The organism is Azoarcus sp. CIB (assembly GCF_001190925.1).
Lineage (GTDB): Bacteria > Pseudomonadota > Gammaproteobacteria > Burkholderiales > Rhodocyclaceae > Aromatoleum.
The window spans coordinates 3,645,531-3,658,657 of record NZ_CP011072.1 but is presented as its reverse complement, the minus strand read 5'-3'; the positions used below and the strand labels follow the sequence as shown (position 1 = coordinate 3,658,657).

Annotated in this window: 9 protein-coding genes and 1 tRNA gene; 8 read left to right on the top strand and 2 right to left on the bottom strand. The window is 66.7% G+C overall.

The features are described from left to right. Positions 1-7 precede the first annotated feature (7 nt). Positions 8-1,624: a bacteriohemerythrin gene (locus AzCIB_RS16270; RefSeq protein ID WP_050416842.1), complete on the bottom strand. Its 1,617-nt coding sequence runs from the start codon at positions 1,622-1,624 to the stop codon at positions 8-10. A 153-nt stretch (positions 1,625-1,777) separates the two neighbouring features. Between AzCIB_RS16270 and AzCIB_RS16265 the strand changes: the two genes are divergently transcribed. Both AzCIB_RS16265 and AzCIB_RS16260 read left to right on the top strand, forming a co-directional pair. Continuing rightward, positions 1,778-1,853, top strand: a tRNA-Thr gene (locus tag AzCIB_RS16265). Positions 1,854-2,062: 209 nt separating this feature from the next. Beyond that, the gene (locus tag AzCIB_RS16260; protein ID WP_050416841.1) at positions 2,063-2,623 is read left to right on the top strand and encodes a DUF2889 domain-containing protein; all 561 of its coding nucleotides are present in this window, start codon (positions 2,063-2,065) and stop codon (positions 2,621-2,623) included. A gap of 67 nt (positions 2,624-2,690) precedes the next feature. Here AzCIB_RS16260 and AzCIB_RS16255 read toward each other — a convergent pair whose 3' ends face one another. Then, the gene (locus AzCIB_RS16255; protein WP_050416840.1) at positions 2,691-3,383 is read right to left on the bottom strand and encodes an SDR family oxidoreductase; all 693 of its coding nucleotides are present in this window, start codon (positions 3,381-3,383) and stop codon (positions 2,691-2,693) included. A gap of 54 nt (positions 3,384-3,437) precedes the next feature. On the opposite strand from AzCIB_RS16255, the gene AzCIB_RS24915 reads away from it, so the two are divergent. From AzCIB_RS24915 to AzCIB_RS16230, 6 genes are all read left to right on the top strand, one after another. Next, positions 3,438-3,560, top strand: a complete 123-nt coding sequence (locus AzCIB_RS24915) for a cupin domain-containing protein (RefSeq protein ID WP_286130866.1) — start codon at positions 3,438-3,440, stop codon at positions 3,558-3,560. 234 nt (positions 3,561-3,794) lie between these two features. Continuing rightward, positions 3,795-5,231 carry a circularly permuted type 2 ATP-grasp protein gene (locus AzCIB_RS16250; protein WP_157058513.1) on the top strand — a complete coding sequence of 479 codons (1,437 nt, stop codon included), beginning with the start codon at positions 3,795-3,797 and terminating at the stop codon, positions 5,229-5,231. 51 nt (positions 5,232-5,282) lie between these two features. Beyond that, positions 5,283-6,236 (top strand): alpha-E domain-containing protein, encoded by a 954-nt coding sequence (locus AzCIB_RS16245; protein WP_050416839.1) that lies wholly within the window; start codon positions 5,283-5,285, stop codon positions 6,234-6,236. Between the two features lie 74 nt (positions 6,237-6,310). Further along, on the top strand, positions 6,311-7,039 hold the full coding sequence (locus AzCIB_RS16240; RefSeq protein WP_050416838.1) for a proteasome-type protease: 729 nt from the start codon (positions 6,311-6,313) through the stop codon (positions 7,037-7,039). A 105-nt stretch (positions 7,040-7,144) separates the two neighbouring features. Further along, positions 7,145-10,510: a transglutaminase family protein gene (locus tag AzCIB_RS16235; protein WP_050416837.1), complete on the top strand. Its 3,366-nt coding sequence runs from the start codon at positions 7,145-7,147 to the stop codon at positions 10,508-10,510. An 8-nt stretch (positions 10,511-10,518) separates the two neighbouring features. Continuing rightward, a complete protein-coding gene (locus AzCIB_RS16230) occupies positions 10,519-13,125 on the top strand; it encodes a circularly permuted type 2 ATP-grasp protein (protein ID WP_050416836.1) in 2,607 nt (868 codons plus the stop codon). Positions 13,126-13,127 lie beyond the last annotated feature (2 nt).

The following is a 13,127-nucleotide window of genomic DNA, read 5'->3' as shown; positions in this document are numbered from 1 at the left end:
CCGGGTCTCAGGCTGCCTGCCTGAGTTCGCGTGCAAGCGCCTTGTCGGTCTTCATGATGTGGTTCACCAGCCAGTCGCGCAGGAAACTCAGCAGTTCGGACGACAACGCCTGCCCGGCGTCGAACTGGGCCTTGTGCGCGAGCACGTCCGCGACGAGTTTTTTGTGCTGTTGCTGGTGGCGGAAGAAGTCGGGGTAATTCGCCTTCTTCATCATGTCTTCCTCGAAGCCGAAGTGGAACGCCGTGTAGCGGACCAGTTCGTCGAGGACCGCGCCGATCGCGCTGCGCTCCTCGCCGCGCTGCATCGCGGCGTTTACCGCGTTGGCGAGTTCGATCAGCTTGCGGTGCTGCGCGTCGATGTCCACGTGGCCGGTCGCCAGCGCGCCGTTCCAGGTCATGACCGGCGCGATGGCGGCGCGATTGGCGCTCTTCGCGGGTTCGAGCGTGCCGCCGAGGTGCGTGAAGAAACCCAGCCGTTGCAGCAGGCTGGTCGAGTGCGTCTCGAGCTTGGCGGCGGTACCGGCGGTCTCGCGGATGATCGCTTCGGTCTTCTCCGCCGCCGCAATCATGTTCGCCACGCCCTGAACGATCTCTTTCGCCTCGGCGCTCTCCTTGGCGGTTGCTGCGGCGAGTTCGGTAATCTTCTTCAGTGCGTCGTGCGATTGATCCTTGATCCGGCGGAGCATGTCGGCTGCGTGCTGAGCCTCCGCGACGCCGCTTTGCAGCTCGGGCGAGATCTCCGCCATCTGGGTTACCGCGGCGCTCGTATCGGACTGGATCGTCCCGATCATGCGCGTGATCTCGGCGGTCGCGGTCGCCGTGCGCTCGGCAAGCTTGCGCACCTCGTCCGCGACCACGGCGAAGCCGCGGCCCTGTTCGCCTGCGCGTGCGGCCTCGATGGCGGCATTGAGTGCGAGCAGATTAGTCTGGTCCGCGATCTCGGCGATGATGTTGGCGATGCCTCCGATCTCGCGCACGCTCGCGACCAGGGATTCGATCTGCGTGGCCGAGGTCGTCACCGATTGGACGATCCGGGTCATCTTCGCGGAGGCACGGCCGACGAACTGTTCGCCGCTGAGCGACAACTCGGCGACGTCGCGCGAGTCGGCTTCGGTGTCGGCCGCGAGTCGGGATACGAGGGTGATGTTGCGGTCGATCTCGTGGATCGCCGTCGCGACCTCGCGGTTGGTGCTGGCCTGCATTTGGAGCGTGAGCGACATTTCCGTGGTTTGTCCGGACATGCGCCGCACGTCGGCGGCCAGCTCCTGCGCGTCACGCGCAACGTCGTCGACCACGCCCCGCAACGTGCGTTGGGCGGCCACCGCGTGTCCCGAGACGCTGTCGGCAGTTGCGCCGTTATTCGTGGCCAGCGCGAGCCGGCCGCCCGCCAGCCCGCTCAGCAGGCCTACGACGTCCGGCAGGTCGCCCCCGAGCCGGCGCAGCGCGAGTGCCCGGGCGGCAACGAGAATTCCGCCGTACATGAAGCCGAGCACCAGGACGACGGCTGCGGCGTACGGTGCGAGCGCCGGGATGAAGTGCAGGCTCGCCGCGGCCGCGGAGCTCAGCAAAACCGCTAGGATTGCGGGAAACAGCAGACAGGTGCCGATTTGCGGAGTCTTCGCCATGGCATTCGATCCAGAGGGTAAGTAACAGAAAGTTACGGGCGCAGTATATCTTTTGTTATATCCATGCCGTCGACCCCGTATTTTCCCTACGTTGTTCGAATGTGGCGGGGTACTTGTACGATCCCAAACCCTGCGGTATATTCCCGGCTCTTCGCCGTTGTAGCTCAGTTGGTAGAGCAACTGATTCGTAATCAGTAGGTCGAGTGTTCGATTCACTTCAACGGCACCACTGATTCAAACAAAAGGCCAGCCCCTCGGGGCTGGCCTTTTGCTTTCCGGCTGCCGTATGCCGGTGTGGCGCGCGACCCAGCACGCGGTTTGCTCCCGGTATCCCGTGGCGTCGTCGGTGGTTCCCCCGACCTGACACACGTTACCATTGGACCGTTAGTCATCACGGTGGTGACGGTGGTCATCGATTCGGAAAGGAAAGGGAAGGGAATGTTCGGAGACTGCGAGCGCGAGCTCACGCATACGCGCCAGATCACGTGCCGCGCCTATCGGCGCAAGGATGGCCTGTGGGAAATCGAGGCGACAGTGGTGGACGAGAAGGGTGAGGACGTCCCGTTCCGTTCGCGCGAGCCGGTGCGTGCCGGTGAGTTCATGCATCACATGGGCATCAATTTTCTGATCGACGACAATTTCACGATCCTCGACGTACGGGCCGCGATGCTGGTGACGCCGTGGACATTGTGTCGCGGGGCGGTGGATGCCTACCGCCGCCTGATCGGGCTGCAGATCGGGCCGGGCTTCGGGCGGCAGATTCGCGAGCGCATCGGCAGCGAACAGGGATGCGTGCATCTCAGCGACCTGATCACGCAGGTCGGCAATACCTATACGCAGGCTTCGTGGCCCGAGCGCGTGGCGCGGCAGATCGCCATTGACCCGGATCCGCGGCGCTGGCCGGATTCGCGCGCGGTGGCCTTCGTCGGCGAGTGCCTCGCGTGGAAGCGCGACGGCGACCCGCTACGGCAGGAATATCCGGAACTCGCCGGCGAGTGAGGCGGTGCCGGAGCGGGTGGCAGCGCAGGGGCGCGGCTGCGGTAGCCCGGCGCTGACGGCAGAACGCCTACCAGGGCAGCGTGTTTCCCTCGTGGTCGACGAAGCGACATTCGTTCCGGCCGGCGGCCGCTTCGACGACCTCGACCAGGCCCGTGACGCTTTGCTCCACGCTCAGCGGGGCCTCGTCTCCGCCCATGTCCGTGCGCACCCAGCCCGGATGCAGGGCCAGCAGGCTGAAATCGCGCGATTCGCCGAGGTCTGCCGCCCAGTGGAGCAGCATGCTGTTCAGTGCCGCCTTGCTGGCGGAGTACAGGGGCATGTTCGCGCCGACGCTCAGCTGCAGACTGCCCATAATTGAGCTCGTGAAGGTCAGCACGCCGCCGGTCCGCAGAAGCGGTCGCAGCGCGCGGGCGAGGCGCAGTGGTGCAACGGCATTGCTGAGGAACAGCAGGGCAATGTCGGTCTCGCCGATGCTGGCGAGGTCCCGTTCGCGTGGACCGGAAATGCCGGCGTTGAGCAGCACGCGGTCGAGCTGCATATCCTTGAACGCCGCGGCGATACGTTCCGGCGTCGCCGGAGCGTTGAGGTCGCACGCGGTGAGCTGCAAGCGCTCGCCATATTGGCGGGCTAGATCGGATAGTCCGGGGGAGGCGGCCGGATCGCGCACGAGAGCGAACACCCGGTCTCCGCGCGCCAGGTAGGCGCGGACCAGACCCAGACCGATGCCACGCGAGGCGCCGGCGACGACAACGTTGAGCATGCAGGTTTCCTTCGATGGGTCGCCGGAGTGTAGCACTGCGGGCGTGGAGATACGGTGCGTCGCCATCGCGGTTACGGGACCGCGATCTATGTGCTCGAAGGTCGCGTCGAGAAGCGCTTCGGGCCCGGTCTGCGCGAACGGGTCGTGAGCAGTGCGGGCAATTTTTTCCTACGATGAGGTCTACCCACCCGTGAGGAGCCGGTTCGGGCTGCGGCGCACCCGGGCGGGGGCGGGCTGCATCGTGGTGCATTGCATGGCGATGCACATTGATTGGGCGGCTGTCGCACCGATGCGGTGCGGTTTCGTGCGAAAGTCGCTAGATCCGCACGGAATGGTGCGTTTCTTGTGGGGAATTTCACCCTGGCATGGTCTTCGCTGATGTCCGATGAATCGCAACCGGATCGAATCATCATGACGACGCTGTTTTTCGACGAAATGCACGACGCGGACGCGAAGACGCGCCCGCACTATGGTCCGTTCGAAACCTGGGCGCGCGGGTTGTCGCCGGACGTGATGGTGCGCAAGCGCGCCGAGGCGGATCTCGCGTTTCGCCGACTGGGTATCACCTTCGCCGTGTATGGCGAGGAGGCGGGTACCGAGCGGTTGATTCCCTTCGACACCATCCCGCGCATCATCCCCAATGCGGAGTGGAAGACGCTGCGCGCCGGATTGAAGCAGCGCGTGAAGGCGCTGAACATGTTCCTCAACGACATCTACAACGGACAGGACATCCTGCGTGCCGGGAGGATTCCGGCCGAGGAGGTGCTCGATAACGCGCAGTTCCGTCCGGAGATGAAGGGTTTCAAGGTGCCTAACGGCATCTATGCCCACATTGCGGGGGTTGACGTCGTGCGCGCGGGGGCGGGGGAGTTCTACGTGCTGGAGGACAACCTGCGCGTGCCCTCGGGCGTGTCCTACATGCTGGAGAACCGCAAGATGATGATGCGGCTTTTCCCAGAGCTGTTCGCGCACCAGAAGATCGCGCCGGTGGAGCATTACCCCGATCTGCTGCTGGAAACGCTGCGCGCGGTGGCACCGGCCGGCGTGGATGACCCGACCGTGGTCGTGATGACGCCGGGCGCATTCAACTCGGCCTATTTCGAGCATTCCTTCCTGGCCCAGCAGATGGGCGTCGAGCTGGTCGAGGGGCGCGACCTCTTCATCGATCACGACGCGGTCTACATGCGCACGACGCGTGGCCCGAAGCGCGTCGACGTGATCTACCGCCGCATCGACGACGATTTCCTCGATCCGCAGGCCTTCCGAGCCGATTCGATGCTGGGTGTGCCGGGCTTGCTGAAGGCCTACCGCGCGGGACGCGTGACGCTGTGCAATGCGATCGGCACGGGGGTGGCCGACGACAAGTCGATCTACCCTTACGTGGGTGAGATGGTGCGCTTCTATCTGGGCGAGGAGCCGATCCTCAACAACGTGCCGACGTGGCGCTGCCGCGAGAAGGACGACCTGCGCTACGTGCTGGACCATCTGTCCGAACTCGTCGTGAAGGAGGTGCATGGCGCGGGTGGTTACGGGATGCTGGTCGGGCCGGCTGCGACGAAGGCCGAGATCGAGCAGTTCCGCGCGGTGTTGGTCGCCCATCCGGACAAGTACATCGCGCAGCCGACGCTGGCGCTGTCGACCTGCCCGACCTACGTGGACTGCGGCATCGCGCCGCGGCACATCGATCTGCGGCCCTTCGTGCTCTCGGGCAAGGAGGTTTCGCTGGTGCCGGGGGGGCTGACGCGGGTCGCGCTGCGCGAGGGCTCGCTAGTGGTCAATTCCTCGCAAGGCGGGGGGACGAAGGACACCTGGGTGCTGGAGAACGGCCATGCCGAGCCGCACCGCTGAGCCCGTCCGCCCTCGCATGCAGATAACCGCCGCCGCATCGGAGCCCGAATCATGCTGAGCCGCACCGCCGATCATCTCTACTGGATGGCGCGTTATTCCGAGCGCGCCGAGAACCTTGCGCGCCTGCTGGATGTGACCTACCAGATGTCGCTGGTCCCGCACGAGCCGGAGACCGAGCGCAGCAGCTGGAATGCGATCATCGCGCTGAACAGTCTCGAATTGGCGTACTCGAAGCGCCACGACGAGGTCACCGCATCGCAGGTGCTGCATTTCATGGTGCGCGACGAGACGCATCCGTCATCGATCTACAGCTGCCTGCGCGCGGCGCGCGAAAATGCCCACGCGGTGCGCGGCACGCTGACCGCGGAGATGTGGGAGACGATCAACGAGACCTGGTTGCAGCTGCGCGACCAGAGCTTCGACGAGATCTACGCGGGCGGAGTCGCGGCCTTTTTCGATTGGGTGAAGCAGCGCGCCTCGCTGCTGCGCGGGGCAATGTTCGGCACGATGCTGCGTGACGAGGCCTTCGAGTTCATCCGCCTGGGTGCCTTGCTGGAGCGTGCCGATAACACCGCGCGCATTCTCGACGTGAAGTACCACAGCCTGCCGGGGGCGCAACAGAGCCAGGCCGACGACCTCGTCGATGCCACCGATTTCTATCATTGGGGTGCGCTGCTGCGCTCGGTGTCGGCCTTCGAGGTGTATCGCAAGGTCTATCGCGACGTGATCACGCCCGAGCGCGTCGCCGAATTGCTGATCCTGCGCGAAGACCTGCCGCGCGCGCTGCATTCGTGCATGGAGGGGGTGGTCGGGATTCTCGACAAGGTCCGCAACAGCCGGTCCGACGAGACCGTGCGACGTGCCGGGCAACTGTTCGCGACGCTGCGTTACGGGCGCATGGACGACATCTTCGCGCGCGGTCTGCACGCCTGGCTCGAGGACTTCATCAATTCGATCGGCGACCTGGGTGCACGAATCAGCGAGGACTTTCTTGTCGGTGCGTGAGGCGGAAAACACATGACCCGTGCGAAGCGCCGCGGCCGTCGCCCGATGGCCGCGGGACATTCCGAGCAATCGCCATGACCTACTGCGTCGCCATGCGCCTCGAAACGGGGCTCGTATTCCTGTCGGACTCGCGGACCAACGCGGGCGTCGATCACATCAACACCTTCCGCAAGATGCGCATCTGGCAGCGGCCGGGCGAGCGCGTCGTCGTGATGCTCACCGCCGGCAATCTGTCGGTCAGCCAATCGGTGGTCAATATCCTGAACGAACGGCTGACCATCCCCGACGCGACGAACCTCTTCAATGCACCCAACATGTTCGAGGTTGCACGCCATGTCGGCGAAGTCGTGCGCGAGGTGCACCGCCGCGACGCGGAGGCGATGAACGAGTTCGGCGTGGAATTCAACGCCTCGCTCATCGTCGGCGGCCAGATCCTCGGCGAGGCGCCGCGCCTGTTCAATATCTATTCGGCGGGCAATTTCATCGAGACGACCGAGGACACGCCCTACATCCAGATCGGCGAGTCGAAGTACGGCAAGCCGATCATCGACCGCATCGTGCGCTACGGGTCGTCGCTGTCCGATGCCGCCAAGTGCGCGCTGGTGTCGATGGATTCGACGATCCGCTCGAACCTCTCGGTCGGCCTGCCGCTCGACCTGTGCGTCATCGAGCGCGATGCGCTGGCGATCAAGTCGCACATCTCGATCAATCAAGACCACGCCTACTACGCGCAGGTTCGCAGCCAGTGGGGCGAGCGGCTGCGCGAGGCCTTCGCCGAGTTGCCGAGTCCCGACTGGATCTGAAGTCGTTGCGCCGCGCCGCACCGCACCGAACAAGCAGTGAAAAACATCCCCAGCGTCGCCACGGGCCTGCGGCCCCGGCGCCCCCAATGATTGCGGAGAAGAATCTTGTCGATCCACGTCGCGCTCAATCACGTCACCCACTACAAGTACGACCGTCCGGTCAGCCTCGGGCCGCAGGTCGTGCGCCTGCGACCCTGTCCGCACAGCCGCACGCGCATCTTGTCGTATTCGTTGAAGGTGCTGCCTGCCAAGCACTTCATCAACTGGCAGCAGGATCCGCAGAGCAACTACCTCGCGCGCCTCGCCTTTCCCGACAAGACGCAGGAATTCCGCGTCGAGGTCGACCTGGTCGCCGAGATGGCGGTCCACAATCCCTTCGACTTCTTCCTCGAGCCCGACGCGGAGAATTACCCGCTCGCCTATAACGCCGAGCAGTGCATCGAACTGGCCCCGTACCTGCACAGGATGAGCGTCGGTCAGGGCCTGGGCGAGCGCTTCGCTGCCTATCTCGGTGGGATCTCGCGCGAGAAGCGGCGCACGATAGACTTCCTCGTCGATCTCAACGCCAGACTGCAGCAGGACATCAGCTACCTCATCCGGCTCGAGCCGGGCGTGCAGACCCCGGAGGAAACCCTCGAAAACGGCAGCGGTTCGTGCCGTGACTCGGCCTGGCTGCTGGTGCAGCTCCTGCGGCACCTCGGTTTGGCGGCGCGCTTCGTCTCCGGCTACCTCATCCAGCTCACTGCGGACGTCAAATCGCTCGACGGCCCGAGCGGTCCGGAGGCGGACTTCACCGACCTGCACGCATGGTGCGAGGTTTACCTGCCGGGTGCCGGCTGGATCGGTCTCGACCCGACCTCGGGCCTCCTCGCCGGCGAAGGCCACATCCCGCTCGCGTGCAGCCCGGAACCGTCTTCGGCCGCACCGATCAGCGGAATGGTCGAGGACTGCGCGTGCGACTTCTCGCATGCGATGAAGGTCGAGCGCATCTGGGAGGCGCCGCGCGTCACCAAGCCCTATACGGAAGCGCAGTGGGCCGAGATCGAGGCGCTGGGTCACGCGATCGACAAACAACTCGACGCCCACGATGTACGCCTGACGATGGGTGGCGAGCCGACCTTCGTGTCGATGGACGACCCCGACGGCGACGAGTGGAACACCACCGCGATGGGGCCTACCAAACGCCTGCTCGCTGCCGACCTCTACCACCGCCTGCGCGAGAAATACGGTGCGCAAGGCCTGATGCACTTTGGCCAGGGCAAGTGGTATCCCGGCGAGCAGCTGCCGCGCTGGTCGCTCAACGCGTTCTGGCGGCGCGACGGCGAGCCGATGTGGCGCGACGCCGCGCTGTATGCCGACGAGGGCAGTCCCGGCAGTGCCGACGAACGTGTCGCCAACCGCTTCCTGTGCGGCGTCGCCGAGCGGCTCGGGCTCGACACCAGGCACGTCTTCGACGCCTTCGAGGATGTCTTCTACTACCTGTGGCGCGAGCGCCGCCTGCCGGTCAATGTCGATCCCTTCGACGCGAGGCTCGACGATCCGCTCGAGCGCGAACGGCTGCTGCGCGTGTTCTCGCACGGCCTGCCGAACGCCGTCGGCGCGGTGCTGCCGGTCGCCCGCGATACCGCCGGGCGGTGGACGTCCGGACCGTGGTTCCTGCGCGGGGATCGTTGCTACCTGATCCCGGGCGATTCGCCGCTCGGCTACCGCCTGCCGCTCGACTCGCAGCCGTGGGTCAGCAAGGGCGACTATCCCTACATGCACCAGCCCGACCCCAACCAGGTTTTTGCGCCGCTGCCGCAGCACACCGAACTGCGGCGGCCGCTGCGCGGGCAACCCGAAGGGGGGGCGACCGCTGCGGACCGGTTCGCGAGCGATGCCGCGCTGTCGGCACGTGCGCCGCAGCCGGGCGAGTCGGCCGCCGCGATCACGCGCACCGCGATGTGCGCACAGGCCCGCGAAGGCACGCTCTACATCTTCATGCCGCCGACCGCTGCGCTCGACGACTACCTCGCGATCGTCGCCGCCGTCGAGGCCACCGCCGAGGCGCTCGGCCAGCCGGTGATACTCGAAGGCTACGAGCCGCCGTCCGACCCGCGCCTCGCGCACTTCCGCATCACCCCCGATCCCGGCGTCATCGAGGTCAACATTCATCCCGCCCACAGCTGGGACGAACTCGTCGACCGCACCACTCACCTGTACGAGGCCGCGCGCGAGTCGCGCCTGCTGACCGAGAAATTCATGCTCGACGGCCGTCACAGCGGCACCGGCGGCGGCAACCACTTCGTGCTCGGCGGGGCGACCCCGGTCGATTCGCCCTTCCTGCGCCGGCCCGACCTGCTGCGCAGCCTGATCGCCTACTGGCACAACCACCCGTCGCTGTCCTACCTGTTCTCCGGCCTCTTCGTCGGCCCGACCTCGCAGGCGCCGCGCATCGACGAGGCCCGCAACGATTCGGTGTATGAAATCGAGCTCGCCTTCCGCGAAATGGAGCGTCAGATTGGTAGCCATGGCCCTGAGCAGTGCCCGCCGTGGCTCGTCGACCGCCTGCTGCGCAACCTCCTCATCGACGTCAGCGGCAACACGCACCGTGCCGAATTCTGCATCGACAAGTTGTATTCGCCCGACGGACCCACCGGCCGCCTCGGTTTGCTCGAACTGCGCGCCTTCGAGATGCCGCCGCACGCGCGCATGTCGCTCACCCAGCAACTCCTGCTGCGCGGCCTGGTCGCGCGCTTCTGGCAGCAGCCCTACGCACCGGAGCGGCTGGTGCGCTGGGGCACCGAACTGCACGACCGCTTCATGCTGCCGCATTTCGTCGAGCAGGACTTCGGCGATGTGATCGCCGAGCTCAACGAATTCGGTCTGCCGATCGAGGTCGATTGGTTCGCGCCGCATTTCGAATTCCGCTTCCCCAAGGTCGGCGACTTTTCCGTGCGCGGCATCGAAGTCCAGCTGCGCCACGCGCTCGAACCCTGGCACGTAATGGGCGAGGAGGGCGGCGCAGGCAGCACGGTGCGCTACGTGGACTCGTCGCTGGAACGCCTGCAGGTTAAGGTCTCCGGCATGGCGCCCGACCGTTACGTGCTCGCGGTCAACGGCGTGCCCTTGCCGCTGCAGCCCATCGGTACCGTCGGCGAGGCGGTCGCCGGCGTGCGCTATCGCGCGTGGCAACCGGCGTCGTGCCTGCATCCGACGATCGGTGTCGATGCGCCGCTGGTGTTCGACCTCATCGACACCTGGATGAAGCGATCCCTCGGTGGCGCGCAATACCACGTCGCCCACCCCGGGGGGCGCAATTACGACAGCTTCCCGGTCAATGCCTTCGAGGCCGAATCGCGGCGCCTCGCCCGTTTCTTCCGCATGGGCCACACGCCGGGCGGCCGTCCCGTGGATATCGAAACGGTGCAACGCAACGCGGAGTTCCCCTTCACGCTAGACTTGCGGGGAGTCCCCAAGGCCACGCCCTGACACCGACGATGCCGCACCAGCTGCTCTCGCTCTACGCCCGCCAGTCCGGCCGCTACGATGAAATGCTGGCGGACGCGGAGCGTTTGCGGCCGCACTGGCAGCCGCTGTTGGACGCGCTCGATGCCTCGACGCCCGACCAGATGCGCGCGCGCCAGGCCTTCGTCACTGAGCGCATCCGCGAGAACGGCACCACCTACAACGTCTATGCCGATGCGCAGGGTACCGACCGGCCGTGGACCCTCGATCCGCTGCCCTTCATCCTGCCCGCCGACGAGTGGGCGCAGATCGACGCCGCCGTCGCGCAGCGCGCGGACCTGCTGGACCAGGTGCTGGCCGACCTCTATGGCCCGCAGAACCTGATCCGCAGCGGCGCGCTGCCCGCCGCGCTGGTCTACGGCCACAACGGCTTCCTGTGGCCCTGCCAGGGCACGCGGCCGCCCTCGGGTCACTTCCTGCACGTCTATGCCGCCGACCTCGCACGCTCGCCGGACGGCCGCTGGTGGGTGATCGCCGACCGCGCGCAGGGGCCTTCGGGCGCCGGTTACGCGCTCGAAAACCGCCTAATCGTCTCGCGCCTGTTTCCGGAGCTGTTCCGCGATCAGCGCGTGCATCACCAAGCCGACTTCTTCCGCCACCTGCAGGACAGCCTCGCACGCTGGGCCCCCGTCGATCGCGGCGAAACGCCCTTCATCGTCCTGCTCACGCCCGGGCCTTACAACGAGACCTATTTCGAGCAGTCCTACCTCGCGCGCTACCTCGGCTTCCCCCTTGTCGAAGGCCAGGACCTCACGGTGCGCGGCGACGGCGTGTATTTGAAGACGCTCGCCGGACTCAAGCGTGTCCACGCGATCCTGCGCCGGCTCGACGACGACTACGCCGACCCGCTCGAACTGCGCGGCGAATCCTCGCTCGGCGTGCCCGGCCTCGTCGAGGCGGCGCGCGCCGGCCGCGTGCTCATGGCCAACGCGTTGGGCAGCGGCGTGCTGGAATCCGCGGGCCTGCTCGCCTTCCTGCCCAAGCTCGCCGAACACCTCCTCGGCGAGCCGCTCGCAATGCCCGCGGTTGCCAGTTGGTGGTGCGGCGAAGCCCCCGCGCTCGACTACGTTATCGAGCATCTCGCCGAACTCGTCATCAAGCCCGCCTATCCCTCGCAACGCCTGAAGCCGGTGTTCGGGCGCGATCTGGACGCCCGCGGGCGCGCGCACTGGGCCGAACGCTTGCGCCATCGCCCGCATGCCTACGTCGGCCAGGAACTGGTGGAGCTGTCGCAGGCGCCGGTAATGCCCGACTCCGGCAGCTCGACCCTCGACCGCCGCCTCGTCGCGCGCGCGATCGGCGTGCGCGTCTATGCGGTCGTTACGCCCGAAGGCTGGCGCGTGATGCCCGGCGGCCTCACGCGCGTCTCGGGCAGCGGCGACGTCGACATCCTGTCCATGCAGCGCGGCGGCTCGTCGAAGGACACCTGGGTCCTGTCCGACGTGCCGGTGAGTCAGTTCAGCCTGCTCAAGGGCGAACTCGGCGCCGGTGACATCGTGCGCGCCGGCCCCGAGATCGCCAGCCGCACCGCCGAGAACCTGTTCTGGCTCGGCCGCTACGCCGAGCGCGTCGAAAACAGTGCTCGCCTGCTGCGCTTCGCGTGCGACCGGTTGAACGAGGAGGGCGAGGTCGCCACGGGGGCCGCGGTGCTCGGCGGGGCAGGGGACGATCTCCTCGGCGAGCCAGGCGTTCTCGCCACTGCCGTCGGCTACTGCGAACTCTTCGGCCTGCTCCCGCCCGCGGAAGACAGATCCGTCGCGCGCCGCCTCGTCGACGGCGCGCTCGACGAAAACGGCCCCGCCAGTCTCGCCAACAACCTGCGCCGCGCCGTGTGGGCCGCGACCCAGGTGCGCGACCGCCTGTCGCTCGATCACTGGCACTCCCTCAACCGCCTGCACGACATCCTGCGCCGCCAGCGCCCGGACGGCAGCGCGCCGTCCGACATTGTGACGCTGCCCTCGACGCTCGACCGCGTGCTGCTCGCGTGCATCTCGCTGTCGGGCTTTGCGATGGACGAGATGATGCGCGACAGCGGCTGGCGCTTCCTGATCCTCGGTCGCCGCATCGAGCGCCTGCAATGCCGCAGCCGCATCGTCGCGCATTTCCTCGAGGCCTGCGGCGGCCAGCCGGCTGGCGTCGATGCCTTGCTGGAACTGGCCGACTGCGCCGAAGCCTATCGCCAGCGTTATCTGCGCACGCCAGACATCCTGCCGACGCTGGATCTCGTCGTGTTCGACGCCGACAACCCCCATTCGGTGGTGTTCCAGACCGACATGCTGCTGCGCTACCTCGAATCGCTGCAGCGCGAATTCGCCCCATCCCCGGCGGGCGACGACTACGGCATCCCCGCGTTCCGCGACGCGGTGGCCGCGCTGAACGCCTTCTCGCTGCACGAGCTCGAACTAGGGCGCCCGGCGGGCGGCGGCGCCATCCTGCAACGCTGCACCAACTGCGCTGGCTGCATCGATCTCGCGCGCCTGCTTCGCGTCGTGCACGACGCCTCGTCGACGCTATCGAACCGCATCGCCGAGCGCTTCTTCACCCACGTCCGTCCCGCCGCGCGGGTGCTCTCGGCCTGAAC